General features: G+C 69.2%; 26 protein-coding genes and 1 pseudogene. 17 read left to right on the top strand and 10 right to left on the bottom strand.

Annotation, left to right across the window (positions count from 1 at the left end; all coding sequences use genetic code 11):
- Together ACFWF2_RS12050 and ACFWF2_RS12045 are read left to right on the top strand one after the other, a co-directional pair.
- On the top strand, window positions 1–443 hold a 443-nt coding region (locus ACFWF2_RS12050; protein WP_379307255.1), incomplete at its 5' end, for a DUF86 domain-containing protein.
- A gap of 27 nt (window positions 444–470) precedes the next feature.
- Window positions 471–782, top strand: coding sequence for a pyrimidine/purine nucleoside phosphorylase (locus tag ACFWF2_RS12045; RefSeq protein ID WP_379307253.1), 312 nt, complete (start codon window positions 471–473; stop codon window positions 780–782).
- A gap of 60 nt (window positions 783–842) precedes the next feature.
- On the opposite strand, the gene ACFWF2_RS12040 is transcribed toward ACFWF2_RS12045, so the two are convergent.
- Window positions 843–1,835 (bottom strand): SDR family NAD(P)-dependent oxidoreductase, encoded by a 993-nt coding sequence (locus tag ACFWF2_RS12040; RefSeq protein ID WP_379307251.1) that lies wholly within the window; start codon window positions 1,833–1,835, stop codon window positions 843–845.
- A 71-nt stretch (window positions 1,836–1,906) separates the two neighbouring features.
- Here ACFWF2_RS12040 and ACFWF2_RS12035 point away from each other — a divergent pair.
- Window positions 1,907–3,230 (top strand): annotated as a pseudogene (locus tag ACFWF2_RS12035) (TIGR01777 family oxidoreductase).
- Window positions 3,231–3,237: 7 nt separating this feature from the next.
- Here ACFWF2_RS12035 and ACFWF2_RS12030 read toward each other — a convergent pair.
- The 5 genes from ACFWF2_RS12030 to ACFWF2_RS12010 form a co-directional block, all read right to left on the bottom strand.
- The gene (locus ACFWF2_RS12030; RefSeq protein WP_379307249.1) at window positions 3,238–4,479 is read right to left on the bottom strand and encodes a class I SAM-dependent methyltransferase; all 1,242 of its coding nucleotides are present in this window, start codon (window positions 4,477–4,479) and stop codon (window positions 3,238–3,240) included.
- Window positions 4,476–5,198, bottom strand: a complete 723-nt coding sequence (locus ACFWF2_RS12025; protein WP_379307247.1) for a DUF1365 domain-containing protein — start codon at window positions 5,196–5,198, stop codon at window positions 4,476–4,478. Before ACFWF2_RS12025 ends, ACFWF2_RS12030 begins: the two co-directional genes overlap by 4 nt.
- The gene (locus ACFWF2_RS12020) at window positions 5,195–6,508 is read right to left on the bottom strand and encodes an NAD(P)/FAD-dependent oxidoreductase (protein WP_379307245.1); all 1,314 of its coding nucleotides are present in this window, start codon (window positions 6,506–6,508) and stop codon (window positions 5,195–5,197) included. The genes ACFWF2_RS12025 and ACFWF2_RS12020 overlap by 4 nt, the downstream gene beginning before the upstream one ends.
- 89 nt (window positions 6,509–6,597) lie before the next feature.
- Window positions 6,598–7,440, bottom strand: coding sequence for a MerR family transcriptional regulator (locus ACFWF2_RS12015; protein ID WP_379307243.1), 843 nt, complete (start codon window positions 7,438–7,440; stop codon window positions 6,598–6,600).
- Window positions 7,441–7,475: 35 nt separating this feature from the next.
- A complete protein-coding gene (locus ACFWF2_RS12010) occupies window positions 7,476–7,856 on the bottom strand; it encodes a hypothetical protein (RefSeq protein WP_379307241.1) in 381 nt (126 codons plus the stop codon).
- A 137-nt stretch (window positions 7,857–7,993) separates the two neighbouring features.
- Here ACFWF2_RS12010 and ACFWF2_RS12005 point away from each other — a divergent pair, with 137 nt between their 5' ends.
- From ACFWF2_RS12005 to ACFWF2_RS11990, 4 genes are all read left to right on the top strand, one after another.
- Window positions 7,994–8,542, top strand: coding sequence for a lipocalin family protein (locus tag ACFWF2_RS12005; RefSeq protein ID WP_379307263.1), 549 nt, complete (start codon window positions 7,994–7,996; stop codon window positions 8,540–8,542).
- Window positions 8,539–9,861: a cryptochrome/photolyase family protein gene (locus ACFWF2_RS12000; RefSeq protein WP_379307239.1), complete on the top strand. Its 1,323-nt coding sequence runs from the start codon at window positions 8,539–8,541 to the stop codon at window positions 9,859–9,861. The genes ACFWF2_RS12005 and ACFWF2_RS12000 overlap by 4 nt, the downstream gene beginning before the upstream one ends.
- A gap of 158 nt (window positions 9,862–10,019) precedes the next feature.
- Entirely contained in the window at window positions 10,020–10,835 is an 816-nt protein-coding gene (locus ACFWF2_RS11995) for an aminoglycoside phosphotransferase family protein (RefSeq protein ID WP_379307237.1), read from the top strand.
- A gap of 586 nt (window positions 10,836–11,421) precedes the next feature.
- Window positions 11,422–12,843: a WGR domain-containing protein gene (locus ACFWF2_RS11990; RefSeq protein WP_379307235.1), complete on the top strand. Its 1,422-nt coding sequence runs from the start codon at window positions 11,422–11,424 to the stop codon at window positions 12,841–12,843.
- 75 nt (window positions 12,844–12,918) lie between these two features.
- Here ACFWF2_RS11990 and ACFWF2_RS11985 read toward each other — a convergent pair whose 3' ends face one another.
- Window positions 12,919–13,653, bottom strand: a complete 735-nt coding sequence (locus ACFWF2_RS11985; protein ID WP_379307233.1) for a glucose 1-dehydrogenase — start codon at window positions 13,651–13,653, stop codon at window positions 12,919–12,921.
- Between the two features lie 178 nt (window positions 13,654–13,831).
- On the opposite strand from ACFWF2_RS11985, the gene ACFWF2_RS11980 reads away from it, so the two are divergent.
- Together ACFWF2_RS11980 and ACFWF2_RS11975 are read left to right on the top strand one after the other, a co-directional pair.
- Window positions 13,832–14,455 carry a TetR/AcrR family transcriptional regulator gene (locus ACFWF2_RS11980; RefSeq protein ID WP_379307231.1) on the top strand — a complete coding sequence of 208 codons (624 nt, stop codon included), beginning with the start codon at window positions 13,832–13,834 and terminating at the stop codon, window positions 14,453–14,455.
- A 182-nt stretch (window positions 14,456–14,637) separates the two neighbouring features.
- Complete coding sequence (locus ACFWF2_RS11975) at window positions 14,638–15,987, top strand: lipase family protein (protein WP_379307261.1); 1,350 nt, start codon at window positions 14,638–14,640, stop codon at window positions 15,985–15,987.
- Between the two features lie 43 nt (window positions 15,988–16,030).
- Here the strand turns inward: ACFWF2_RS11975 and ACFWF2_RS11970 are convergent, their stop codons facing one another.
- Window positions 16,031–16,567: a hypothetical protein gene (locus ACFWF2_RS11970; protein ID WP_379307229.1), complete on the bottom strand. Its 537-nt coding sequence runs from the start codon at window positions 16,565–16,567 to the stop codon at window positions 16,031–16,033.
- A gap of 289 nt (window positions 16,568–16,856) precedes the next feature.
- Here ACFWF2_RS11970 and ACFWF2_RS11965 point away from each other — a divergent pair, with 289 nt between their 5' ends.
- Complete coding sequence (locus ACFWF2_RS11965; protein ID WP_379307227.1) at window positions 16,857–17,954, top strand: WD40/YVTN/BNR-like repeat-containing protein; 1,098 nt, start codon at window positions 16,857–16,859, stop codon at window positions 17,952–17,954.
- Window positions 17,955–17,957: 3 nt separating this feature from the next.
- Window positions 17,958–18,230, top strand: a complete 273-nt coding sequence (locus ACFWF2_RS11960) for a MoaD/ThiS family protein (RefSeq protein ID WP_379307225.1) — start codon at window positions 17,958–17,960, stop codon at window positions 18,228–18,230.
- Window positions 18,231–18,236: 6 nt separating this feature from the next.
- On the opposite strand, the gene ACFWF2_RS11955 is transcribed toward ACFWF2_RS11960, so the two are convergent.
- Window positions 18,237–18,401, bottom strand: a complete 165-nt coding sequence (locus ACFWF2_RS11955; protein ID WP_379307223.1) for a hypothetical protein — start codon at window positions 18,399–18,401, stop codon at window positions 18,237–18,239.
- Between the two features lie 139 nt (window positions 18,402–18,540).
- Here ACFWF2_RS11955 and ACFWF2_RS11950 point away from each other — a divergent pair, with 139 nt between their 5' ends.
- The 3 genes from ACFWF2_RS11950 (at window position 18,541) to ACFWF2_RS11940 (ending at window position 22,075) form a co-directional block, all read left to right on the top strand.
- On the top strand, window positions 18,541–20,382 hold the full coding sequence (locus tag ACFWF2_RS11950; protein ID WP_379307221.1) for a PQQ-binding-like beta-propeller repeat protein: 1,842 nt from the start codon (window positions 18,541–18,543) through the stop codon (window positions 20,380–20,382).
- 230 nt (window positions 20,383–20,612) lie between these two features.
- On the top strand, window positions 20,613–20,828 hold the full coding sequence (locus ACFWF2_RS11945) for a hypothetical protein (RefSeq protein WP_379307219.1): 216 nt from the start codon (window positions 20,613–20,615) through the stop codon (window positions 20,826–20,828).
- The gene (locus ACFWF2_RS11940) at window positions 20,825–22,075 is read left to right on the top strand and encodes a hypothetical protein (protein WP_379307217.1); all 1,251 of its coding nucleotides are present in this window, start codon (window positions 20,825–20,827) and stop codon (window positions 22,073–22,075) included. Before ACFWF2_RS11945 ends, ACFWF2_RS11940 begins: the two co-directional genes overlap by 4 nt.
- A gap of 100 nt (window positions 22,076–22,175) precedes the next feature.
- Here the strand turns inward: ACFWF2_RS11940 and ACFWF2_RS11935 are convergent, their stop codons facing one another.
- Window positions 22,176–22,817 carry a TetR/AcrR family transcriptional regulator gene (locus ACFWF2_RS11935; protein WP_379307259.1) on the bottom strand — a complete coding sequence of 214 codons (642 nt, stop codon included), beginning with the start codon at window positions 22,815–22,817 and terminating at the stop codon, window positions 22,176–22,178.
- 171 nt (window positions 22,818–22,988) lie between these two features.
- On the opposite strand from ACFWF2_RS11935, the gene ACFWF2_RS11930 reads away from it, so the two are divergent.
- The 3 genes from ACFWF2_RS11930 (at window position 22,989) to ACFWF2_RS11920 (ending at window position 26,869) form a co-directional block, all read left to right on the top strand.
- The gene (locus tag ACFWF2_RS11930) at window positions 22,989–23,204 is read left to right on the top strand and encodes a hypothetical protein (RefSeq protein WP_379307215.1); all 216 of its coding nucleotides are present in this window, start codon (window positions 22,989–22,991) and stop codon (window positions 23,202–23,204) included.
- On the top strand, window positions 23,201–24,712 hold the full coding sequence (locus ACFWF2_RS11925) for a hypothetical protein (protein ID WP_379307213.1): 1,512 nt from the start codon (window positions 23,201–23,203) through the stop codon (window positions 24,710–24,712). The genes ACFWF2_RS11930 and ACFWF2_RS11925 overlap by 4 nt, the downstream gene beginning before the upstream one ends.
- A gap of 207 nt (window positions 24,713–24,919) precedes the next feature.
- Window positions 24,920–26,869 carry a UvrD-helicase domain-containing protein gene (locus tag ACFWF2_RS11920; RefSeq protein WP_379307211.1) on the top strand — a complete coding sequence of 650 codons (1,950 nt, stop codon included), beginning with the start codon at window positions 24,920–24,922 and terminating at the stop codon, window positions 26,867–26,869.

Raw genomic sequence — 26,869 nt, 5'->3', positions numbered from 1 at the left:
GTACCTGCACTGGTTCATCCGCGATGCTGTACTGGCGGAGGCGAAGGATCTGCATGTCGCGGCGTGAAGACCTGTATCTCGCCGACATAGTCACCGCCTATTACCGAATCGCCTCCTACCTCGAAAACCTCGCCTTCGCTGATTTCCAGAAAGACGATCTCCGCCAGGACGGGGTTATCCGCCAGCTTTCGATCATCGGCGAGGCCGCATCGTCACTGACGCCAGCAACCCGTGACTCACAGCCAGAGATCCCGTGGAAGCTGGTGCGTGGCATGCGAAACATGCTTGTCCATCAGTACTTCGACGCTGACTTGATCATCGTCTTCAACGCCGCCACGAAGAGTGTGCCGGAACTGGCCGAGCGCATCCTCGCGGTGCTGGCACAACGCGATCCCGCCGAGGCCGAGCGCATCCTCGCCCGCAAACCCGCATGGTTAGACTGAGCCTCCCCTAACTTTATGGAAGGACCCATGTCGAAGTTCGAGAACGTCTCCGTCGTCAAGAAGGCCAACGTCTATTTCGACGGCAAGTGCGTCAGCCACAACATCGAGCTGCCCGACGGCACCTCGAAGTCCGTCGGCGTGATCCTGCCCGCCACCCTGACCTTCACCACCGGCGCCCCGGAGATCATGGAGCTCATCGAGGGCGAGGCGAAGGTGACTCTCCCCGGCGAGACCGAGCCGAAGACCTTCCGCGGCGGCGAGTCGTTCTCGGTCCCCGGCAACAGCGCCTTCGACATCGAGGTCGTCGAAACCCTGCACTACGTCTGCCATTTCGGCTGATCGTTGTCGCGGAGAAGGGCGGCGGCTTCCCGGAGCCGCCGCCCTTCGCTGTCGGCGCGATCAGATCGAGCCGGGAGCCCCGATCAGCGCACGACACGCACGCCAGAGCGTGACGGCGTCGGCATCGGTGTAGCGGGTGCCGGACCGCAGGTGCAGCGGGCGGATCCGGCGATCGTGCCAGAACTGGCCGGACGGCAGCGTGGTGCGGGTGGCGGCGAGCCAGACCGCCGTGTCGGCGCCTTCGGCCGGGGTCCGCAGCAAGGGCCGGGTCATCCGGCGGAACCGGGGCAGCGCGTCGGCGATACCGGGGGTGTCGACCCACCCGGGGTGCACAGCGTGCGCGCCGATCCGGTCCTCGGCCAGCTCGACGGCCAGCAGCGGGGTCAGCGCGACCTGCATCCTTTTCGTGCGCGCGTACGCGGCAGCGCCCCGGTATTCGCCGCGCCGGTATTCCGGATCCTCGACCGCCAAGGGCTGGGCATACATCCCGCCCGACGACATGAGCACGACCCTGGCACCCCGTGCCGCGGCCAGCAACGGGCGGACCAGCTCGGTCAGCAGCAACGGACCCAGCACATGGGTAGCGAAGGTGAGTTCGTGTCCGGTGCTGGTCTCCCGGCGTTCCGGTGACAGCACCCCCGCGTTGTGCACGAGGACATCGATCGGCGCCTCGCCGAGCGCGGCGGCACAGCGCCGCACCGAATCGGGTTCGGCGACATCGCATTCGACCACCGTCACCGTGGCCTCGGGATGCCGTTCGCGCAGTCCGTCCGCCGCGTCCGCTCCCCGCCGCGGGTTCCGGACCGCGAGCACGACCGAGGCGCCGAGCTCGGCCAGTCCGTCGGCGATGGCCAGCCCGATCCCACTGTTGGCGCCGGTGATCACCACCCGCCGCCCCCACATCGCGTCCGCCGGTGGATCGTCGTCCGGCCAGGCACGCCGGCGCAGGGCGATACCGAGGCGGCTGTATCCGGGCAGCACAGTGCGGTCGAGGAGCGCATCGACGCGCGATGGCTCGAACTTCGCATCGTTGCTCACGTCATTAGCGGTCATTCCTCCATAGTACCGCCAGAAACGATGCATAAACGATTCACTTCGTTGGGGGGACGGGTTACAGTCGAACTATGGGCATCGACTGTTCGACGGTTGTCTCCGCACCCCGCGACGAGGTCTTCGCCTGGTTCGCCCGGCCCGGCGCGTTCACCCGCCTGGCGCCGCCCTGGCAACCGGTCCGGCTGCTCAGCGAGTCCGACGACCTGGCCCGCGGCACCGCCGTACTCGGCCTGCCCGGCGGCCTGCGCTGGGTCGCGCGGCACGACCCGGCCGCCTACGACCCGCCCCACCGCTTCGCCGACGCGACCGCGATCGACGGCCTCGCCTCCACACCGGTCGGGCGCCTGCTGCCGTGGCGGCACACCCACGACTTCACCGCCGTCGACGACACCCACACCCGCGTGGCCGACCGCGTCGACACCCCACTCCCCGCCCGCCTGCTGCGCCCGATATTCGACTACCGCTACCGCCAGCTCGCCGACCCACCGGCGCGCCGCCGAGCGCGGCTTCACCTCGCGCACCATCGCGGTCAGCGGCGCGACCGGAATGGTCGGCACGGCGCTGTGCGCGTTCCTGTCGACCGGCGGTCACCACGTCGTCCGGCTCGTGCGCCACGCGCCGGCCGATCCCGCCGAACGCCGGTGGGACCCGGCCGATCCCGCACCGGATCTGCTCGACGGCGTCGACGCGGTGGTGCATCTGGCGGGCGCGCCGATCGCGGGCCGGTTCACCGAGGAGCACCGCCGCGCGATCGCCGACAGCCGGATCGGCCCGACCCGGGCACTGGCCGAGACCGCGGCCCGCTGCGGCGTCGGCACCTTCGTCTGTGCCTCCGCCATCGGCTACTACGGCTACGACCGCGGCGACGAGACCCTCACCGAGACAGCCGATCCCGGCGACGGTTTCCTCGCCGAGGTGGTCACCGGCTGGGAGGCGGCGAGTGCAGCGGCCGGTGGCCGGGTGGTGCAGATACGCACCGGCATCGTCCAATCACCCGCCGGCGGCACATTGCGTCTGCTGCGTCCCCTGTTCGCGGCGGGCCTTGGCGGCCGGATCGGCGACGGCACCCAGTGGCTGTCCTGGATCGGCCTGGACGATCTGCTCGACGTCTATCACCGTGCGCTCTGGGACGATTCGCTCGCGGGCCCGGTCAACGCGGTCGCCCCCGATCCGGTCCACAACAGCGAATACACCGAGGTGCTCGCCCGTGTCCTGCACCGGCCCGCCCTGCTCCCGGTCCCCTCGTTCGGCCCGGCGCTGCTGCTCGGCAAGCAGGGCGCGCGGGAGCTGGCCGAGGCGAGCCAGCGGGTGTCCCCGGCCCGGCTGTCCGAGGCGGGGCACGTCTTCCGTGCACCCGACCTCGAACAGACCCTGCGTCATCTGCTCGGCCGCTGAACCGAACTCACGCGAGGACGAACTGCCCGACGTCGAGATACCCGGACCGGAAACCCGCCTCCGAGTACGCCAGATACAGCCGCCACATCCGCACGAACGTCTCGTCGAACCCCAGTGCCCCGACCTCCGCCCGCGCGCCCTCGAACCGTTCCCGCCACGCTCGCAGGGTGCGCGCGTACTGCGCGCCCATCGAGAACTCCTCGCGCACACGCAGATCCGTCCCGCGCTCGACGGATTCCTCGATGGCCCGCACCGACGGCAGGAATCCGCCGGGGAAGATGTACTTCTGGATCCAGGTGTAGGTGTGCCGGGTGGCGAGCATGCGCTCGTGCGGCATGGTGATGGCCTGGATCGCGGCCCGGCCACCCGGCGCCAGCACCCGGCCGATGGTGTCGAAATACGTGTCGAGGTACTCGTAGCCGACCGCCTCGATCATCTCCACCGAGACGACGGCGTCGTACGTGCCGCGCACCCTTCGGTAGTCGAGCAGGTCCACCCGCACCCGCTCCGCCAGCCCGGCCGCCGCCACTCGGGCCCGGGCCGCCGTCTGCTGTTCGGTGGACAGCGTCACGGTGTGCACCCGCGCGCCGCGCTCGGCCGCCCGCACCGCGAGTTCGCCCCAGCCGGTGCCGATTTCGAGCAGCCGGGTGCCGGATCGCACGTTCGCGCGGTCGAGCAGGCGGTCGATCTTCGCGCGCTGGGCGGTGGCGAGATCGTCGGCCGGATCGGTGAACAACGCGGCCGAATAGGTCATGGTCTCGTCGAGGAACAGCCCGAAGAAGTCGTTGGACAGGTCGTAGTGCCGGGCGATGTTGCCGCGCGTGTTGTCCTCGGAATTGCGTTCGGCGGCTGGATGTCCGGCGACGTAGAGACGGCGCAACCGGGCCAGCGGGCGCGGCACCAGCTCGTCGATGTGGGCGGCGAGCACGGTCAGCACGCCGACGAGATCGGGCGCGTCCCAGTCACCGGCCATGTACGACTCACCGAAACCGATGAGCCCGGCGGTACCGACCCGGGCGGCGAAATCGCCGGGCCGGTGCAGTACCAGGCACGGCACCCCGGTGGGCGCGCCGACGACGGTGCCGTCGGGATAGCGCACGGCCAGCGGCAGCCGCCGGGTCAGGCGGCGGATCAGCAGGTCCACGGCCATCGCCGACACACCCGCCCGCAGGCCGCGCGGCACCGCCAGGTCGGGCCACCGATCCCGCTCCGGCACAGCGGTATTCGCGGTGGTGTCCACGGTCGTCATCGGAGCGCCTCCTCGGGCACGGCCACCGGACGCGGCACGACCGGCAGTCCCCGCACCCAGAGCAGCACGCCCTGCCAGCGGATACGCGCGGCCACGAGCAGCGGCGGAATCGGATCGGTCAGCACGGCGCGCACGATCGCGCCGGTGGTGGCGGGCACGCACCGGCCCGCGACGGTGGCGACGAAGATCGGCCGGTCGGTCACCAGCGTGATCGATACCCGCAGCACGGAATCCGGCTCGGGTACGCGCAGCCGGTACTCGCCCGCCACCGGGTTGAACGGCGAGACGTAGAACTCCTTGCCGACCCGGACATGGCCGTTCTCGTCGGGCCGCAGCAGGTAGCGGTGCGCGCCGCCATAGGTGTTGCGCACCTCGGCGATCACGCACACCGGCGCGCCGGTGCGATCGCGGCACCAGTACAGGGTGAGCGGATCGAAGGCGTACCCGACGGATCGCGCGCCGGTCAGCATGAGCACCCGCCCGCCCCGCAGGTCGATGCCCTGGGTCGCCAGGTATCCGTCGACGGCGGCCCGCAGCGAGCCGCCGCGTTCGCCCAGGTGGTCGCCCGCGTCGAAGCCCGCGAACGGGCGCAGCCACCACGGCAACCGGGGCAGCCGGTCCAGATCGACGAGCCAGCTGTGCCCGCGATAGCGGAAGGCGTGCCGGATCGGCGACAGCCGGGCGTGCCGGATGTCGGTGCGGATCAGGCGCGCGGTCACGAGGCCGCCACCAGCTCGGGCACCGGTCCCGTCCAGCACCCGCCCAGCCGCTCGGCGGCGCGCAGTCCGGACAGCGCGCCGTCCTCGTGGAAACCCCACCCGTGATAGGCGCCCGCGAAAGCTGTGCGCGCGCAGCCGAGTTCCCCGGTACGGGCGCGGGCGGCCACCGATTCCGGGGTGTAGAGCGGGTGTTCGTAGGTCATGGTGTCCAGCACCGCGCCGGGATCGATCCGGTCGCCGTCGCCCAGGGTGACCAGGAAGCGCCGGTCGCCGGTGTCGTCGAGACGCTGGAGCCTGGTGAGGTCGTAGGTGACCAGGACGCGGTCGGGTTCGGCGGCGCAGGCGGGCAGGCGGTAGTTCCAGGACGCGCGAGCACTGGCGGCGCGCGGCAGCAGGCGGGAATCGGTGTGCAGGACCGTGTGATTCACCGAGTAGGGCATCGCCGAGAGGATGTCGCGTTCGGCGGCGGTCGGCTCGGCGAGCAGGGTCAATGCCTCGTGCGGATGGGTCGCGACCACCGCGGCGTCGAACTCGTCGACGCCGTCGTCGGCGGTGCGGATGGTGACCCCGTCCGGATGCCGGTGCAGCGCCCGCACCGGGGTGGCGACCTGGACCCGGTGCAGGCGTTCGGCGACCGCCGCGACGTAGGTCGCCGATCCCCCGGTGACCGTGCGCCAGGTGGGTGAGCCGAACACCGTCAGCATGCCGTGATGGTCGAGGAAGGTGAACAGGTAGCGGGCCGGATAGCGCAGCGCGGTGCGTGGATCGCAGGACCAGACCGCCGCGATGAGCGGCGCCAGGAAGTGGGTGCGGAAGTAGGCGGAGAATCCGGCGTCGGCCAGGAACTCGGCCACCGTGCGTTCGGTCGCCGCGGCCGTGGCGAGTTCGGCGCGGGCCAGGCGGTGGAATCGCGGCACCTCGGCGAGCAGCCGCAGATATCGCCCCCGGACCAGCTGCCCGGGACGCGGGAACAGTCCCGGCAGCCCGCGCGCTCCGGCGTATTCGAGCCCGCAGCCGTCGCAGCGCACCGACAGGCTCATGTCGGTCTCTCCGGTGGCGATGCCGAGTTCGCCGAACAGCCGCCGCAGCGTCGGGTAGGTGCGGTCGTTGTGCACGATGAACCCGGTGTCAACGCCGAGGGTTTCACCGTTGCCCGCGACCACGCGGTGCGTGTCGGCGTGCCCGCCGAGGCGGCCCTGTGCCTCGTAGAGCGTGACCTCGGCCGAGCGGGCGAGCACCCAGGCGGCGGTCAGCCCGGCGACTCCGCTGCCGATCACCGCGACCCGTCGATGCCCGTTCGATGCGTTCATGCGATTCCTCCGGTCGTCCCCGGACTACGGGTGGTCGATCCACCCGAATTGAATCAATTATGCATCGTTTGGTGCGCAGCGGCCAGCAGTCAGCGCAATGTCTCGACGGCACCGTCGAGCGAGGCGATCCGCGCGACCGCGGGCGGCAGCAGCGCCGCGTCCCACCCGGGGCCGCCGACGCAGACCCGCGCGCCCGCGTCGAGACCGGCCAGCACGGCCGAGGTCAGCGCGGTCGATTCCCGCTGCGACCACAGCAGCAGCGAGGTCGGGCCCCCGGGCCGGGCCAGCGCGCCGACCAGCGCGACGGTCGGCACATCGGCGCCCAGCATCCGGGCGCCCACCCCCTGCTCGGCCAGCGCCGCGCGCAGCACTTCCAGCGGAAGCGAGTGGGTCTCACCGCCGGTACAGGCGAGGACGACGGTCCGATCGGCGACCGCCGGCGCGGTCGGCACCCGCTGCATCACCGCCGCGATCGACCACGACAGCAGGTGCTCGACATCGATGCAGTTCTCCCCAACGCCCTGGCGCGCCACGATGTCGGCGAAGGCGGGACGGCACAGCTCGTCCCAGGTCCGGATCACGCCGTAGGCGCGCACGTGCGCCTCGACCAGGCCGACCGAAGTCGAGGAGTCCAGCGCGAACGCGGCGTCGAGCAGCTCGGCGCGGTTGCCCGCCAGCACCGCGGGCCCCCGCGCGGCCGCCGCGGCGCCCGCCGGGCTCGCGCCGTCGCGGATCAGCGTCAGCATGCGTTCGAGCAGGGCGATATCGGCTTCGGTGTAGAGCCGATGCCGGCCGGGACGGTCTTGCGCGGGCCCGATGGCGTAGCGGCGATTCCAGCTGCGCAAGGTGGCCGTCGGGATGCCGAGACGATCCGCGACAGCGCGCACCGTATACCCGGCCGCGTCGGAGACAGGGGCGGAACCGGCGGGCATCGCTCCATTCTGACCGACGCCGCCCCGCCCGCGTGTCACGGCCGGGTGGCGGCGGGTCGCCACGGCCACGCCAGTGCCGTGCTCCCCACCCCGATCAGGCCCCAGACCAGCGGCACCGCGATCGCGGTGCGCCGCAGACGTGGATCGACGGCCGCGCCGAGGACCACCGCGTCGGTGAGGTCGGCCGCGATGCGCACCCCCGCCGCGGCCCGGGCGACGCGGGCGTCCGGCGCGAGCACCATGGCCGCGCCGGAGATCGCGTCCCGGCAACCGACCATGCGGGCCAGCGCCCGGCTGCCCGGCCGGTCGGTCTCCCAACCGCACGGCCGCAGCAGCACCTCGGGGCGGGCGGCCACACTCACGCCATAGGCGGCGGTCGCCAGCCCGAGCAGACGGAACGGCCACTCCCGTTTCATCGGGAACTCCTCTCGCCGGATGAATCGATTATGCATCGTTTATTGGTAGTCTGTCAGTACCAACGATCCGAGGAGTTCTCGTGCGTATCGCCCGTTCCTCCGTTCCGCTCCGCCTGCCGCTGCTCGCCTGCGCGGCGATGGCCGCCGTGGCACTGGTGCCGGCTGCCGCCTCCGCCGCGCCCCCGGCGCCGGTCCCGTCGCTCGACGTCGAGCGATATCTGGGCGTCTGGCATCAACTGGCCGCGATCCCGGCCCCGTTCAGCCTCGACTGCGCCGGCGACACCACCGCCACCTACACCCTCGACGACGCCGGTGACGTCGGCGTCTACAACCGCTGCCGCACCTGGTCGGGCGGCACCAACGAGATCCGGGGCACCGCGACGGTGACCGATCCCGTCACCAGCGCCCAGCTGCACGTCTCCTTCCCCGGTGTGCCCGGCCAGGATCAGCGCACCGGCGCCCCCAACTACATCGTCACCGCCCTCGGTCCTGACTACTCGTGGGCGGTCGTCACAGACCCCAGCCGCCTGTCCGGCTTCGTCCTGTCCCGCACCCCCGCCGTCGACGCCGCCACCTGGAACGACATCGACGCCGCGATCGTGGCCACAGGCCAGAACACCTGTGTCTACCTGACCACCCCGACCGCGGGCGGCCGCTCCGACATCACCCCGGTGTGCGCCCGATGAGCGTCTCGATCGCGCTGTTCACCCGCGACCTGCGCACCGCCGACAACCCGGTCCTCACCGCCGCCCACCGCGAGAGCGACGCCGTGATCCCGGTCTTCGTCGTCGACGACCGCATCGTCCCTGACCGCTGTCCGCCCAATCGCGCCGTCTTCCTCGCCACCGCGCTGGCCGAACTCGACGAACGCCTGCGCGGCATCGGCGGCCGGCTCGTGGTGCGCCGCGGCGAGGTGACCGACGAACTCGCCCGGCTCGTCGACGAAACAGGCGCGAGCGTGGTGCATCTCGCCGAGGACGTCAGCGCCTTCGCCACCCGCCGCGAACAGGCCCTGCGCGACCGCCTCGCCGGAACAGGCTGCGCGGTGCGCACCCACAGCGCGGTCGTCACCGCGGCCGACCCCGCCGTCCTCACCCCCGCCACCGGCCGCGACCACTACGCCGTGTTCACCCCCTACTTCCGCCGCTGGGTCGACGCCCACCAGCGCCACCCACTCGGCACTCCGCGCAGCCTGTCGGTTCCCGACGTGGCGAGCGAACCCCTGCCGGCACCCGGCGACCTGTCGACCGGCGAGCCGTCCCCGAACTGCCCGCGAGGCGGCGAGATCAGCGGCCGGGCCCTGCTCCGCAAGTGGCTCGCGGGCCCGATCGAGGACTACGCCGACCGCAACGACGACCTCGCCGCCGACGCCACCTCCCACCTCTCGCCGCACCTGCACTTCGGCTGCCTGTCCCCCGTCGAGATCGTGCATCGCACCGACCTGTCCGACGCGGGCGGCCACGCCTTCGCCCGCCAGCTCGCCTGGCGCGACTTCCACCACCAGCTGCTGTCGGCCCGCCCCGACACCGCCTGGACCAGCTACCGCCCCGGCCCGTTCGCCGTGCGCACCGACCCCGACGCCGTCGCCGCCTGGAAAGAAGGCCGAACCGGCTACCCGATCATCGACGCCGCCATGCGCCAGCTTGTCACCGACGGCTGGCTCCCCGGCCGCGCCCGCCTGATCACCGCCTCCTTCTTCGCCAAATCCCTACGCCTGGACTGGCGCATCGGCGCGGCCCACTTCCTGCACTGGCTCGTCGACGCCGACCTCGCCAACAACCAGCTCAACTGGCAATGGGCCGCGGGCACAGGCACCGACACCCGCCCCAACCGCGTCCTCAACCCCCTCCGTCAAGCCGACCGCTACGACCCCGACGGCACCTACGTCCGCACCTGGCTCCCCGAACTGGCCCACCTCGAAGGCCCCACCATCCACCGCCCCTGGCGCGCCGAGATCCCCCACACCGTCTATCCCCCACCGCTGCTCGACGTCGCGGGCATGTAAGCAAACCCGACCCCCGAGACCCGGGTGAATCTTCCCGTCGCGACCGAGCCGGACGCGCCTACAGTCGGGACGTGATCGAGATTCCCGATAGTTTCGCCCGCGAGACCGTTCTCCGGGAAGGAGATCCCGGTAGGAGATGGATAGCAGCGCTTCCGGGCTTGGTCGATGAACTCCTGCAACGCTGGAACTGTGTGCCGGACGGACCGGTTCTGCACGGATGCGTCGGGATCGTTGTGCCGGTACTCCATCCAGACCTACCTCCCGCGGTCGTCAAGGTGTCGTTCCCGCATCCGGGCAACGTCTACGAACCGGACGCGTTCAGTGCCTGGAACGGCCGCGGAGCGGTCCACATCTACGACCGCGACGATGAACGTTTCGCCATGCTGCTGGAACGGGCCGGGCGCGGAACGCTGGCCGATGTCACCGACTTCGACCAGGCTGTCAGCACGCTGGGCCAGTTGTCTCGACGCCTCGCTGTGGAGGCACCGGCGGGTTTGCCGAGACTCGGCGACCTGGTTGCCGAGTGGGAAAGCGAGATTCTCTCCACCGCGGCTGAACTCGGTGATCCGCTGCCACGCCGTGCCCTGGATGCGGCCATAGCGACCCTGCGGGAGCTCGGCCCGGACCAACCCGACACCCTGGTACATGGCGACCTCCACGACGCCAACGTCCTGCCGGGTGGGCGCGAACCCTGGCTCGCGATCGATCCGAAAGGTTACGTCGGTGACCGGGCCTACGACACGATCACCGTGATCCGCAGCATCCGCTTCGCGCCCTTGCTGTTCGCACCGGACCCCGAACCGGGTCTGTCACGCGGCCTGGACCTGTTCTGCGACGCGGCAGACATCGACCGAGACCGTGCCCGGCGCTGGGCACATGTCCGCGCGATCAAGGCCGCTCTCTGGGGGCGCCGACACCACGACCCCGACTGGCTGATACAGGCCACGGACCAGCTTGTCGACATCCTCACCTAGCTCAGACCTGACCATCCACGAGCACGTCCGACTACTCCGCGACCACAGTGCCACCGAGCAATCCGGACGCGTCGACTTCGCGCAGCTCGACCGCGGAGAGATGCCGCTGTCGAAACGCGAGTTGCTCCAACTGGTCCGCGCCGTGGGTGTCTCGGACGACGAGCCATGGGAACGGGCATGGCGTCAGACAGCCGACACAGAGCGACTCCGACGGTGTTCGTTCCGGCGTCTCCACTGACCGTCGCGCACGTCGAACGAGATACCGGGACGGAGTCCGCCACCCTTCCTGCACGCCCGGACTCTGCTGACCAGAGTCGAGGATCCCGAACTTCGGGACGAACTGAGCAAAGCCGCCATCGTCTTCGCACTGGGGCAGTCCGCGACGGCAACGTCGAGCGGAACACCGATGGATCCGCTGGAACCCGCTCGACACCCCGCGCCTGGCCAGCGCCGCTGATTTCCGCCAGTCGGTGCGGACCCCCGCGACCTGCGTGAATGCGCGGGCTATCGCGGGGTTCTCCGCAATGTCGGTGTGCCTTGCTACTTTTCGCTCGTTCGACACACCGCACGAGCTCAGCGAGGATCCATGACGACCGCCGAAACCACCTACCTGGAACTGTCCGACGACACCGGTTCCTCGCACAAGTTCTACGAGGTGATCGTCACCGGCACCCAGGTGAACATCCGCTTCGGCCGGATCGGCGAACAGGGTCAGTCCAAGGCGAGCTCGTTCGCCACGGCGGAGAAGGCGAAGTCGGCCGCGCAGAAGAAGATCGGCGAGAAGGTCCGCAAGGGCTATGCGCCCGCCGTGATGGGTGCGCGCCAGCGCCGCGCGGTGACCCGCCGCGTGATCACCAGCCAGCGCTCGACCGCCAAGAGCGCCCCGGTCCTGTGGCGCTTCGACTCCGGCGCCTCCGCGTTCGGCATCTTCGTCGACGAGCAGCGCTGCTGGGTCGGCAACGAGAACGGCGAGGTCTACACCCTCACCCCCGAGGGCGTGGTGACCAACCGCTACCAGCTGCCCGACGGCGTGAAATGCCTGGTGGCCGACGACTTCTGGATCTACGCGGGCTGCGACGACGGCCGCGTCTACGACCTGTCGGGCAAGGTCCCGCGCGCCGCCTACGACGTCTCGGCCACCGACGTCTACTGGCTCGACATCCACGACGGCATCCTCGCCGCCTCCGACGCCGCGGGCGGCCTGACCGTCATCGACCACGAGGAGGAATCCCTGTGGTCGGCCCGCAGCACCGGCTCATCCGGCTGGATGGTGCGCCTCGACTCCACCGGCGTCTACCACGGCCACAGCAACGGCGTCACCAAGTACCACCTGGAAACCGGTGCCACCCAATGGCATTCGCCCACCCACGGCTCGGTCCTGTTCGGCTGGCAGGAGACCTCCGACGTCTACGCGGGCACCGGAGCCAACCGCGTCGAGGAGATCACCAAGCAGGGCGTCACCACCCGCGCCTACCAGTGCGACGCCGCCGTCTTCTCCTGCGCCGCCTCCCCCGACGGCCGCTACGTCTTCGCCGGCGACTCGCACTCCTCGGTCTACTGCTTCGACGCCACCGGCACCCGCCTGTGGAAACTGGCCACCGGCTGCGGCTCGGCCTACTCCATGCAGTACCACGACGAGAAGCTGTACCTGGTCACCACCTCCGGCGCGCTGGCCTGCCTCGATGTGAGCGAGTCCGCCGTCCGCGACGCCGACCAGGGCGTGCTCCCCAGCACCGTCTCGGTCAAGGCGCCCGAGATCTCCGCCGTCACCGCCTCCAGCACCGTCGAGGTCACCACCGACGCGGGCAGCGGCATCGTCGTCGAATGCGTCGAACACGGCGGCTCCCTGCGCGTGCACGTCGTCAGCCCCGGCTACGAGCGTGGCTGGAACGTCCAGTTCCCCCGCGACATCCGCCAGGCGGGCACCCGCTATGTCGTCGACGCCGTCACCGAATCGGCCCGCGGCGGCTTCTACCGTGTCCGCGGCGACATCCGCCGCCTGACCTGACCGAGCCTTCCCGCACGAGGGCGGTAAACGTCGCGGAGGATGGGAGCGAGCCGTCCCATCCTCACGCCCGACCGCTCAGAAACTCTTGTGCGGCACCCCGACGGTGAGCCCGCCGTCGACGACGAATTCAGCGCCCGTCGAATACGACGACTCGTCCGAGGCCAGGTAGGCGACCAGCGCCGACACCTCGTCGGGTTCGGCCGCCCGCTTCACCGGAATCTGCAGGAAGTCCGCCGGAATCCCCTCGGTCATCGGCGTACTGATCAGGCCGGGATGCACCGAGTTCACCCGGATCCCCTGCGCGGCGAGCTCCAGCGCCGCCGACTTGGTGAGACCACGCACCGCGAATTTCGTTGCGGTGTAACCATGCAGCCCCGGGCTGCCGCGCATGCCCTCGACCGAGGAGATGTTAACGATCGAGCCACCGTCGGTCATTGCGGGCACCGCGGCCTGCATGCCGAGGAACGTTCCGGTCAGGTTGATGTCGATGATCCGCTGCCACTCCTCCAGCGCGAAGTCGACCAGCAGATTCCCGTTGACGATCCCCGCGTTGTTCACCAGCACGTGCAGCCCGCCGAACGTCTCGACCGCCGCCGCGACGACCGCGGCCCACTGCTCGGGCTCGCGCACATCCAGATGCTGGTAGATCGCGGCGTCCCCGAGCTCCTTGGCGACGACAGCCCCTTCGTCGTCGAGCACGTCACCGAGCACCACCGACGCGCCCTCGGCGACGAACCGGCGCGCGTGTGCCGCGCCCATCCCTCGCGCTCCGCCGCTGATCACCGCGACCTTGCCCGCCAACCGTCCCATGTTCACATTCCTCTCACCAGAACTGAGCCACTCTCACCGTAGGAGCGTGGCCCCGTTCCGCGTGGGGATATGCCTAAATGAACGGTCGACTCTCAGGAAAGCCGGCGAATCCACCCGATCCGGCCTGGTGATCACCCGCCCAGGAGGCGTCGCCCGCCGGTTCACTATCCTGACGGCGGTGACGGTCCCCAGTTCTTCCCGCTCGAGCAGCCGAGTCGACGACCGGCGAGCCCAGCGGCGCGACCGATTCCTGCTCGCCGGACTCGCCGTCTTCGGCGAGGCCGGCTACCGCAACAGCTCCATCACCAGCATCTGCAAGGCCGCCGGACTCGCCCGCGCCCAGTTCTACGAGCACTTCGCGAACCGCGAAGAACTGCTGCTCGCGGTATACGACGCGGTGCAGGTCGACGCGCGCCAGGCCGTCGCCGCCGCGGTCGCCGACACCGCCGCCGACGATTTCGTCACCCGCGCGCGGGCCGCGATGCGCGCCTACGCGGAGTCGGTCGGCTCCGATGTCCATCGCGCGCGCGTCTCCTTCGTCGAATGTGTCGGCGTGAGTGACGATTTCGAGCGTCACCGGATCGAGCAGCGCGAGGTCTGGGCCGATTTCTTCGCTACGGAACTGCGCCTCGCGCTCGGCAAGGACTTCACCCCCGTCGGCGGATATCGCACGGCGGCAACAGGATTCATCGGCGCGCTGATGGCGCTGGTGCACCAGTGGAGCAGCACCGAGCCCCGCACCGGTTTCGACGATCTCGTCGAAGTCCTCACCCGCTTCCTGGTCGCCCTCACCCTGCCCTGACTCCCACCGGGCTATTTGCCGAACCGCCCCGGCGCGCTGTAACGTGCGGCACAATTTAGACGATGGCGTCTAAATCTTGATCGAAGGGGTGCCGCGTGCTCCGTACGCGAAACAGATCCGACTACAGAGGGCGGGCAGGCTTGCTCCGCCGCCTCACCACCGCGGGCGGAGCCACGCTCGGCATGCTGCTGATCCTCAGCGGCACACCGGTATTCGCCGATCCCTACGACGGCCCGGTGCAGCCCGCACCGCCGTTCTTCAGCTCACCGGCGATCCCGGAGTTCGACGGGTTCTACCGTCCGCCCGCCGAACTCGTCGCGGCCAAGCAGCCCGGCGAGATCATCGCCGCGCGCGAGGTGCGGGTCGCGAACTTCTCCCTGCTGCCGGTCAACGTCGACGCCTGGCAGGTGTCCTTCCGCTCCAACAACAGCTACGACCAGCCGATCCCGGCCGTCGCGACCGTGTTGAAGCCACGCGGTGAGGTCGCCCCGGGCACCCGGAATCTGCTCTCGTACCACATGGCCGAGGATTCGACCGGCCAGTACTGCGCGTCGTCCTACGCGGTGCAGCAGTGGTCGATTCCCGGCCAGATCACCGGCCAGGCGGTAGCGCCGCTCTCGTTCTTGGAGGTGCAGGTCGCGCTCCAGCAAGGCTGGGCCGTCGTCATCCCCGATCATCAGGGACCGAACGCCGCGTTCGCGCACGGACCGCTCGCCGGGCGCATCGCCCTCGACGGCATCCGGGCCGCGGAGAATTTCACTGCGCTCGGGCTGAGCGGTGCGGCGACCCAGGTCGGCATGATGGGCTACTCAGGCGGATCCGTGCCGACCATGCACGCCGCCGAACTCGCCCCCACCTACGCTCCCGAGCTCAACATCGTCGGCGCGGCATCCGGCGGCACCGATGCCGACCTCGGCGCCCTGGTGAACCTGGCCAACAACAACGCGGCCTCGGGCCTCGTGTTCGCAGGCATGATCGGACTCGCCCACGAGGAGCCCGAATTCAACGCCTTTCTCCGCCGCACCGGCACCCCACTCGCCCAGACGCTGCTCGACGCCAAAGACCGCATGTGCGTGACCTACCACGCACTCACGCTGCCGTTCATGAATATCAAGGGCCTGCTCAACACCCCGGGCGATCCACTCGACGCCCCCGAGGCGAAGAAGGTGCTCGACCGCACCCGCATGGGCAAGACCACCCCCACCATGCCCGTCTACCTCTACCAAGCCAATATGGACTGGCTGGTTCCGGTCGGCCCGGTCAACACCCTGTACGGCACCTACTGCCAGGACCCCGCCGCCCGGATCACCTACACCCGAGACCATCTCAGCGAGCACCTCTCACTGGAACCGATCGCCGTGCCCAGCGTGATGATGTGGATGCGCGACCGCTTCGCCGGCGTGCCCGCCCCCGCCGGTTGCACGCTCAACGATGTCGGCTCGATGACCCTCGATCAGCGAACCTGGCCCGAATGGGTATCGATCGTCGGCGAGACCCTCGCCGGACTGTTCGGAGCACCGATCGGCAACTGAGGCGACTTCCGCCGCCGCCGCAGGTCTTCGGGCCTGCGGCGGATCAGCAGGTGAGGTTCGCCGCGCCGTACGAGGAGAACGACACGTGCACGTGGTCGTAGTGGTTCTGGGTCGGGTCGCCCCGGTCCTCCATGAACGACCAGCCGCTGCCGTCGTTGTAGCGCTGCTGCCAGATCACATAGGTGACACCGAAGCGCGCCTTGTTGGCCAGGATGAACGCAGCCATCGCATCTCCCTGCGCCGGATTCGACGTCATGAGATCGAGGGCGAGTCCCGCACCGTGATCACCGTCGTAACGTCCGTGCGCGCCACCGATGTCGGACAGGCCGAACATCTTCTGGATCATGTGACTGACCTGCGCGACGTGCGGCTGCGTGCCCTTGAACTCCGTCGCGCACAGGTATTTCAGCTTCCCCGCCGACAGCGCCGCGAGCTCGTCGTCGACAGCAACGGGTTCCGGCGCGATCGTCGGCTCGTCGTGTGGCAACTGGGGCAGCGTGTCGATCTCGATCGCGGAGGGCGTGTGCGGCTGAACCGCCGCGACCTGTTCCACATCGGCAGTGGCGGGCCGTAACGCCATCCACAGCATTCCGGGAACCGTCGCCGCGAGGCTGCACACAGCCAGAGACGTACGCCCAGTGGGAGGCGCAGGGGTGCGATGTTGACCAGGCACTTTATCGATCACCAGCTACTGTCGAGAACAAAGTCACCATTACATTACGAAATGGTCGCGGAAAAGTCACGCTCGTGCACCGGGTTGCGCACGATCGGACCAGTATCCCTCACCGACCGCGATTTCGCGGCCCTAACGTCGCCGCGGAGTACGCTCTTTTTCATCCGCGTACGGTGCGACGGCCCGGAGGTCGGCAATGGACGTACTTCTCGGAATCGGAACCCGCAAAGGGTTGTTCCTGGCCCGCAGTACAGACGGCCGGGCGAGCTGGACCGTGCGTCCGCCGCAGTTCCCGATCGCCGATGTGAAAGCCTTGGCGATCGATACCAGACGACCGACCCCGCGCCTGCTCGTCGGCGTCCTGAACAGCCATTTCGGTCCGACGCTGGTAGCCAGCGACGACCTGGGCGACACCTGGACCGAGCCCGACGACGCTCCACTGGCCTTCCCCGACAACACCGATGCCGCATTGCAGGGTGTCTGGCAGATCACACCGGCGACCGACGCCGAACCGGATGTCGTGTACGCGGGCGTCGAACCGTCCGCCCTGTTCCGTTCCACCGACGGCGGAAGAACTTTCACGCTGGTCAGAGGCCTGTGGGACCACCCACACCGACCGCGGTGGGAGCCCGGCGGCGGCGGTTTGGCCCTGCACACCGTCCTCCCGCACCCCACCGACACCCAGCGCCTCGCCGTCGCGATGTCGACCGGCGGCGTCTACCAGACCTCCGACGGCGGAACCTCGTGGCACCCGACCAACCACGGCGTCACCGCCGACTTCCTCCCCGGCGAACTGCCCGACTGGGGCCAGTGCGTACACAAGGTCGCCCGCGACGCCGAAACCCCCAGCACCCTCTACCTCCAGAACCACGGCGGCGTATTCCGCAGCACCGACGACGGCAACACCTGGCAATCGATCGACGCCGACCTCCCCCCGTCCAACTTCGGCTTCCCGATCGTCGCCCACCCCCGCCGCCCCGGCGTCATCTACACCTTCCCCCTCGTCGCCGACATGGACCGCTTCCGCTTCCCACCCGACGCCACCTGCGCGGTCTACCGCAGCGACGACGGCGGCCAAACCTGGTCACCCAAAACCGAAGGCCTCCCGACCGTCCCGTTCTGGGCCGCCGTCATGCGCGACGCCATGACCGCCGACAACGCCGACCCCACCGGCATCTACTTCGGCACCCGCAACGGCGAGGTCTACTGCAGCCCCGACGAAGGCGACCACTGGCACCTCGTCGCCGACAAACTCCCCGACGTCCTGTGCGTCCGCGCCGCCGTCATCGGATAACCCATGGCACGCATCGTCCTCCCCTCGGCCCTGCGCCCCTATGTCAACGGCGCCAAGGAATTCGACATCGACGCCCCCACCCTCCGCGACGCACTGGACACCCTCCGCGACCGCTCCCCCGCCCTGGAACGCCGCCTCCGCGACGAACGCGGCACCCTCCGCCGCTACGTCAACTTCTATATAGACGGCAACGAATGCCGCACGCTGGACGGCGTGAACACCCCACTGACCGCCACCACCGAACTGATGATCATCCCCGCGGTCGCCGGCGGCTAGGCACGATCACAACCCGTACTTGCGCACGAACTCCTCGGTCACATCGACCGCAGGGACGCCCAGATCCGCAGCCCGCGTCTCGACCGTCGTCTCTTCGATGAGTTCCGAAGGCTCCGGCGGAAGTTCCCGCCATCGCGCCCGCGGATCGACTCCCTCATTCTGCTCGGACATCCCAACTCCCCTCGTCCCCCTCCAGCGTAGCTGCCGCGGCCACGGGGCGGATCGATCGAGACGAGCGGGCACCGTCGCCGATCAACGACTACGCTTTCTTCGGCCGGGACTGCCACTGGCCACCGACAAGGGGGAGTTCGTGGGGGACATCGACGACGCACCGCAACGCACGGCGACTGAAGACCGCCCCTCCTCGACCCTGCCCACCCTGGAGCGCCCCCTCGGACGGTTCGCCCGCCAACGCGCATCAGCGGCTGCGGTCGGCACCGGCCTCCTGGCCGGCGGTGTCATCCTCGCCCTCTACAGCTGGCTCGGCGCCGAGTCACGCTCGGTGAGCGCAACACTCGCCCAGTCCGAACATTTCGCAGCCGTCTCGGCCGTGCTCGGCAGCCTGGTCCTCGCCGTCATCGTCGCCGCTTGGTTCACCGGACGCCGACGCACGATCGATCTGTGGAACAGCCAGCACCGCTGGGAACTTCTAGCCAGCGGGGCCGTCGTGCTGGTGATCGTGTTCCTCCTCGGCTTCTCCTGGTCCCGGCACCTGCCCAGCAGCTACTCGGTGATCCGCGCGGAAGAGCGCTACTTCGGGCAACTTCCGACCGCCGTCGGCGCGACAGTACTGGTGGGCACCGGCGCGATCCTCGCCCTGCTGCTCACGATTCACATGGGCCTGGCCAGGACGCTCGACCGCCGCATCCTCACGACGGCGGTGGCTGCCGGATTGGTGGTCTCGGCCGCCGTCGGTGTGACTGCCGTGCGCGCGGGCGACGACAGCGTCAACGTCGATCATCTGACTGTTGCCGCCGCTCCGATAGCCCCCGTTCCCAGCCGCCTCGGTTCCGAGTCCTACCGACTCCAGCTTCCCCCGATCAACGAACGACCGGAATCCACGCGCCGCAAAGTCATCGCGGCGGGAAACGGATTCGTCGTCGCGAGCGTCGACGGTCTGCGCGCCTACGACGGCGCGACCGGAACTCCACGCTGGCACTATCTGCGCCGGCCACAGTCCGGCCACCGGGTCTTGTCGCTCGAACACGGCTCGACGTTCGCCACTGTCGACGGCTCGGTGCTGATCACCCGGTGGACCGGCGGAGACGATGCCATCCTGGTCACCTTCGATGCCGTGACAGGCCGAACCCTCTGGTCATCCGACGACGACAACGACTTCACGTCCGACTATCGCCACCGGGCGACCAGGCTCACCGATTCCGCCACGTCGACCGACGTCATCCTCGAAACCCGCACGGAGATAACCGGATACGACGTGCGCACTGCGGAGCGTCGATGGTCTGCCCCCATACCGTCCGACACCTGCAAGCTCGAAGCCGGCGACACAGTGGTCTCGGCCAACGCTGTCTATCGGCTGATCCGGTGCGCAGACTCGCCGTGGCGGATCGTCGCGATCGACACGAACGCAGGCGAATTGGCCGGCATCCGCGATATTCGCGCGGACAGTATCCCCTTGGTGTCGCTGCTCTCGAACACCTTGCTGGTCGACTGGCGGCAACCCGAATACGGCGACCGAGTCCATATTCTCGTCGACGAACCCGGCAAGCTCATGACCGCAGCCGTCCGCACAACGGGCAGACCGTTCGCGGCAGATCCCCGCGGCCCCGACATCCTGCTCGAAGTGAAGGACCCCGGGAGCCAACGAGGCAGCACGTATGCCGGTGCGGCAACGATCGACAGCGCCACCGACAGACGAATCCCCGACATGGTGCCGGGGTTCGTAGACAGCTCCGCCATTCGGCTTCTCACCGACGAGATCGTCGATCTGGACTACGACTCCTCCCCGACGCTGTCGATATGGGATCGCCGAACCCTGTTTCCCCCCATCACGATTCCGGTCGCGAGCACGTGCCGCCCCGGCCCTCGCGGTACCCAACCGACACTGACGCCCGTCTCCTCAGCCGTCCTGCTGGTGTGCCAGAACAACGAAGAGATCGGCGGCGCCACCCTCGACATCATCGGCTTCCGTTAGCAGCACCAGCCGGGTCGAGCCACCTGGCTACGACGGCACCGCTAGCCGCGCTTGCGGCTTTCGCGTACCACTACCGCTCCCCGCGCGTCGTAATCCAATCCGGCATGGTCGACCCGGCCACCATTAGGATCGCTGTGACTTCGACACGCGCCCTAGCCGCGAAGCGGTGAGCACCACCCACGACTATCGTGTAATCGCTACTGCCACAACACTATCGAAGGAGCACGTCGGTGCCGGATCGACTCGAACCGCTGACCGCCACCCTCGGAGGCCCACCTCCGGCGGAGTTCGCGACACTCGACATCGACGACCTCACCCGCCTCGACAGCTTCGTCGAAACCGCCCTGGCAGCACGAAAAGCAGCCATGGACGACGCTTTGGGAGCCGGGATGCACCTGATCCCGCGACTGGCCCGCCCCGCCGTGCGCAAGGTGCTGGGACTGTGACCAGCATGCGGCACACCGTGGCCGAGATCGCGAAGCTGGCCCGGGTGCTCGGCGTCGACCCCGCCGACCTGAATTTCCTGACGACCCAGCCACCTTCGGCGATCAAAGCATTCCGGGATCAGGTCAGCGACGAGATGTCGGGCCGCGACGTCCAGCGCCTGCAACGAGTCGCCGCAGCGGTGAAACTGGTCCCGAAGCCCGTCGCCGCGCTGGTCGCGGAAAAGGCACTTGGTCCGGCCCTGACCGCGGCGGTCGCCGGCGCGGTCGAGCCTGCCCGCGCAGTGGCGATCGCCCAATCCCTGTCCCCGAAGTTCCTGGCCGACGCCACCGTCCTGCTCGACCCGAAGCGAGCCGCCGAGGTGATCGCCCGCGTCCCCGACGCGATGGCGGCCGAGGTGGCCCGCGAACTGATCGAACGCGGCGACTACCTCACCATGGGCCGCCTGGCCGGATCCATGCCCGACTCGGTCCTGTGGGCGGCCCTGCCCCAAGCCGCCGACCGCGACATCCTCCAGGTCGGCCTCCACCTGGAGGACAGCTCCCAAGCGGAACGACTGCTGAACATGGTCACCGACCGCGTGCCCGGCATGGTCACCGCCATGTACGCCGAAGAGAAGTGGGCCGACGCGATCTCGCTCCTCGACATCATCGGCCCCCAGGAACGCGCCCGCATGGCCGATATCGTCGCCGAACAGGACGACGAGGTCCTCGACGGCCTCCTGACCGCCGTCACCCACCTCGACGCCTGGGACGCTCTGCTCCCCGTCGCGGCAGGCATGGCCATCACCGGCCTCCAGCGCCTGGCCCAGCGCCCGGTCATGCACGACCCCGCCACCCTCGAACGAGTCTCCGACATCTCCCTCACGCAGGGCCTGTGGCTGGACCTCCTTCCCCTGGTCCGCCACCTCGACCTCGACCAACAGCGCTGCATCGCGAAACGCGTACTCGCCGAGGACGACAACTCACTCCGCGAGCTGATCATCCTGGCCAGCCCCGAAGCCCCCACCATGCTCCCGCTCGCCCTCGCGGTCGACGGCGAACCCCGAGCCCGCGTCCTGACCCTCCTCGACGGTATGACCGAACTCGGCTCCCTCGTCGACCTCCTCGGCAGCGGCGACCACACCGCCTGGGAAACCCTGGTCGCCATCACCGACGAACTCCCCGACCGCGTCCGCAAACTCCTCGTCGTCCAGGCCCGCACCTGCGGCCTCGACGAGGTCGCGTCGGCGTTGTCGAGCGAGACCTAGACGTTCTCCTGTAGTCGAGCCGCTGCTGCCGGAATTCAGCCGGCGGCAGCACGCTCGGGTCGTTGTCCGAGCCCGAGACAGGCCCGTTTCAACCAAACCGCTACTCCGGGTCAGCGTTCAACGCCGCCAACGTGACGAAGATCGGCACGTCCGGCGCGGCCTCCACACCACGCCCCCGCAAAAACGCGTCGATCATCCCCCACACCAACTCTCCGACCCTCCGGACGAATTCACTCGATTCCGGTTCGGGGTCAGTCAGCCATAGATCGGTGAGCGCGATCATCACCCCGACGATCGCCCGCGCCAGATATTCGATCCCCTCGGCGTCGAGCGAAATCGAATCCGCCACCGCCCGCGCCCTTTTCGTGAACCGATCCGCGACCGCGCTACTGAGGTCGTACTGCCCGGTCACACCGTCCCCGATCGTCCCGGCATGCGCCTGCGCCAGGAACCGGAACACATTCGGGTGGTCGAGAATACCCACGGCGTAGTCGCCGAGCGCCCGCGCGATCGCCTCACGCGGCGGCTGGAGCAGCAACGTCAGATCGGTGCCGGTCGCGGCGAAGGCCGCATCGGCGAAGCGGTTGCCGATGGCCGTATAGAGGTCACTCTTGCCGGTGAACTGGCGATACAGGCGCGGCTTGGTGATGCCCGCCTCGGCGGCGAAGGCGTCCATGCTGACCCGCGGCCCATCCCGGTCGAGCACCCGGATCGCGGCGTCGACGATGGCATCCCGGGTCACCGGCGGGGGACGGCGGCTCGGTCTCTTCACCCCTGACACCGTACACGTACCACAAGTACGAATCCTCACACCAACCAATCAGCGTTCTTTACATTCCCGCGCTGGACCGGCAGTATCGCAAAACGTACCGGCAGTACGTTCTGCCGAACGCCGCATCGAAGGAGACGGTCCGTGCCGGATGCCCTGGCCCAACTCACCGCGACGCTCGGCGCCCCGCCGCCGCCGGAGTTCGCCGAGCTCACTCCCGACGAGCTGACCCGCCTCGACGCCTACGTCCGCGCCGCGCTCGACAACCGCCGCGCCGCCCTCGACGAGGCCGTCAACTCCGGCATGCGCCTGATCCCCCGCCTCGCCCGCCCCGCCGTGAAGAAGGTGCTCGGACTGTGACCACGCCCCACCACAGCACCGCCGAGATCGCCAAACTCGCCCGCGTCCTCGACCGCCGAGACCCCGCCGATCTCGTCTTCCTGGCCGACCTCCCACCCACGGCCCTCCGCCAGTTCCGCGACCAGATCACCGACACCATCGCCGACCGCGAATCCCGCCGCATGCACCGCATCGGCGCCGCCGCCAAACTCATCCCCGCCCCGATCGCCGCCAAAATCACCGAAGCCGCCTTCGGCCCCATCCTGGCCGCCGCGATCGCCGGCTCGGTAGACCCCTCTCGCGCCGTCGCCATCGCCAGCGCTCTCTCCCCTACCTTCCTCGCCGACGCCACCGTCACCCTCGACCCGCGCCGCGCCACCGAACTCATCGCCGAGGTCCCCGACCGCATGGCCGCAGCCACCGCCCGCGAATTGATCGCTCGTGGCGACTATCTGACAATGGGCCGCCTCGCCGGCTCGGTCCCCGACCGAGTCCTGCGCGCCGCCCTCCCCCACGCCGCCGACATCGACCTCCTCCACGTCGGCTACTACCTCGAGGAAACCGACGCCGCCGACCGCCTCCTGTCCATCGTCACCGACCGCGTCCCCGGCATGCTCCGCGCGACCGCCGCCGAAAACAAGTGGTCCGAAGCGATCACCCTCCTCGACCTCCTCGGCCCCACCGAACGCTCCCGCCTGGGCAACGTCGTCGCCGCCCAAGACCCCGAAATCCTCGACGCCCTCCTCACCGCCGTCACCGACCTCGACGCCTGGGACACCCTCCTCCCCGTAGCCGCAGGCATGGAACCCACAGCCCTGCAACGCCTCGTCGAACGCCCGATCATGCAGGACCCCGCCGTCCTCACCACCATCGCCGACCTCGCCCTCACCCAAAACCTCTGGCTCGACCTGCTCCCCCTAGCCGAGCACCTGACCCCCACCCAGCTCCACACCGTCGCCGCCCGCATCTCCGCGGAGCCCGACGACGCACTCACCGCCCTCATCGAACAGGCCCACACCGCCAACCACTGGGACATCCTCATCCCCGTAGCCCTGGCCCTCGACGCCCCCGCCCGCCGCCGCTTCGCCGCCCTCCCCGTCATGCACCGCCCAGACACCCTGTCCGCCGCCGTCACAACGGCCGCCGCCCACAACCTCTGGCCCGCGGCCCTCCCCCTCGTCGACGTCCTCCCACCCCACACCCACGACCTCCTCGCCACCACCATCACCACCCTCTCCACCCCCAACTTCCACGCCGCCCTCACCGCGGCCCCCGCCACCGGCTCCACCACCACCCTGATCCGCATAGTCCTCCGCCAAGCCCCCACCGCCCGAGCCCACTCCCTGACCCTCCTCGCCGAATCCGACGCCCTCGAGTCCCTGGTCACCTCCTTCACCACCACCGACCCAGAAATCTGGAAGTCCGTGGCGGCCATCAACTCCGACCTCCCACCCCGCCTCCGCCCCCTCCTCGCCGCCCAGGCAGCCCGCTGCGGACACAGCGACATCGCCGAGGTCCTGTCGACCTGACCCACCGACGAACCGCTCCCGGCGGCCGGGAAGCCAAAACGAGGCCGTGCTCGCGCATCAGTCCACCCACCTCGTCCGCACGTTCACACCTACCTTCGATCGAACGCGCACCATTCGTCTCCCGTCGTCGCATTCTTTCAACTATGTTGGGAGACAACGGTTTAGCGTCGGCAACGAACGCGCCGACCAGGGTTCGAGGGGGAAACCATGGCCAATATCCGACGTGAGCGCCGCCTGCGAGCGGCCGAAAAGGCACTCGCCGAACAGGCACACCTGAGTTCGCCGGAACGTCGCGTCCTCACGGGCATTCTCGCCACCGAGGGCTGGCACCTGCTGACCCGCCTGGGAACTCGTCGGCCCGGCCACCCGACCGCCTTCGCTATCGGTCCCACCGGCGTGTTCGCGGTCGTGTTCGCCGCCACCACGCCCCATGCCGCCGAATTCGGCGATCTGCGCAAGCACGCCGAAGAACCACTCGTGCGACTCGCCGCCGCCGACTTCCGATTCGTCCCGCACATGGTCGAGATCGTCGTCGTGCTCCCCGGTCGAATTCGTGCCGAATCCGATGGCCGCGTCCACGTCGTCGACGAAGCCGACTTGCTCGACACGCTGACCCGGCGCGAACGTCGGTTCAAGCCGGTCCGCGCGGCCCAACTCGCGGCCTCGAGCGTCGACAAATTCATCCGCCTGCACCTTGACCTGCCCACCCCCGACGAGCCCACCGATCTCGCAGGCCTTTTCACCGAAACCGACCTCAATGAAGCTGAACGCGCTGCCGCCCTCGCCCGCCCGTTCAGCGATTGGATGACTTTCCTCGACCCAGCCCAGCTCACGCTGGTGCAGACCACTTTCACCGGTCCCGCCCGCATCAGTGGGCCGGCCGGCACCGGCAAGTCCGTGGTGGCGTTGCACCGCATGGCACACTGGGCCAAACGCCACCCGGGCCGCCTGCTGTTCACCACCTTCGTCAAGACCCTTCCCACGTTCCATGAACGCGGCTTCGCCCGCTTGGCACCGCGGGCGGTGGATCGCGCGGTCTTCACTGGTTTGCACGCCTGGACCGTCAAGTTCCTCGGCGAGCGGGGCGTGTTGTTCAATCTCGACGAGAAGGCTGTCGACGCTGCGCTCGCCGATGCCTGGCGCGGCGTTCGCGACACCTTGGAAAAAGTCAAGGACACCGACTTCGGCTATTGGCACGACGAGATCGACCGTGTCATCAAGGGTCGCGGCCTGCCGAGCGTCGAAGCGTACAAGCAGGTGCGGCGCCGAGGCCGGGAGGGAATCAGCCTCCACGGCAAACGCCGGGAATTCGTCTGGGAACGCTGGTACGAGCCATACCAGCGCGGCCTCGTGACCCGCGGCGCCCACGACTACAACGACCTCATCTCGCTCGCCATCGAAGAACTCCGTGCGCGCCCACTCACCGAGCGTGAGAGTTTCGACCTGGTGGTCGTCGACGAAGTCCAGGACTTCACCCTCTGCCAACTCCAGCTCGTCTACGAAATCGCAGGCGCCAAAACGGATTCCCTACTCCTACTGGTAGGTGACGGCCAGCAGGAGGTCTACGCCGGCGGCTGCACACTCTCCGAGGCAGGCATTCCACTGGTCGGCGGCCGCGGCCGCGTCCTGCGCACCAACTACCGCAACCGAGCCGCGATCCTCGACTACGCCCGACGCATCGAAGCCTCCGACACCGTCGACGACCTCGACGGCGGCACCGGCGTCGTGCTGCGCGACAGCGACTCCACCCTCCCCGACGGCGAAGTCGTCGAGGAGCACCTCACCCGTTACCAAGCAGAGTCAGCCCTGCCCAAGGCAATCCAGGCAGCGAACCAGACCGACGCCGACATCGCCGTGATTGTCCCGTACCGCAGCTACATCAGCCGCTACCTGACCATCCTCCGCCGAGCAGGCTTCCCCGCCATCCCCTTGGAGCACTACGACGGCACCCAAACCACCGACATCAAAGTCGGCACCATCCACCGCGCCAAAGGCATGGACTTCACCGCCGTCTTCCTCCTCACCAAACAACCCCCTACCAACCTCACCGACCTCACCCCCGCTGCCCGCGACCAGGCCGAACTCCAAGCTCGCCAGCACCTGGTAGCCGCCAGCCGAGCCCGCGACTACCTGTGGGTGGGTTTACTCACCGATTGA

This window comes from Nocardia sp. NPDC060259, assembly GCF_042728775.1.
Taxonomy (GTDB): domain Bacteria; phylum Actinomycetota; class Actinomycetes; order Mycobacteriales; family Mycobacteriaceae; genus Nocardia.
The sequence above is the reverse complement of the archived record's forward strand: the minus strand, read 5'-3'. Positions and strand labels throughout refer to the sequence as shown.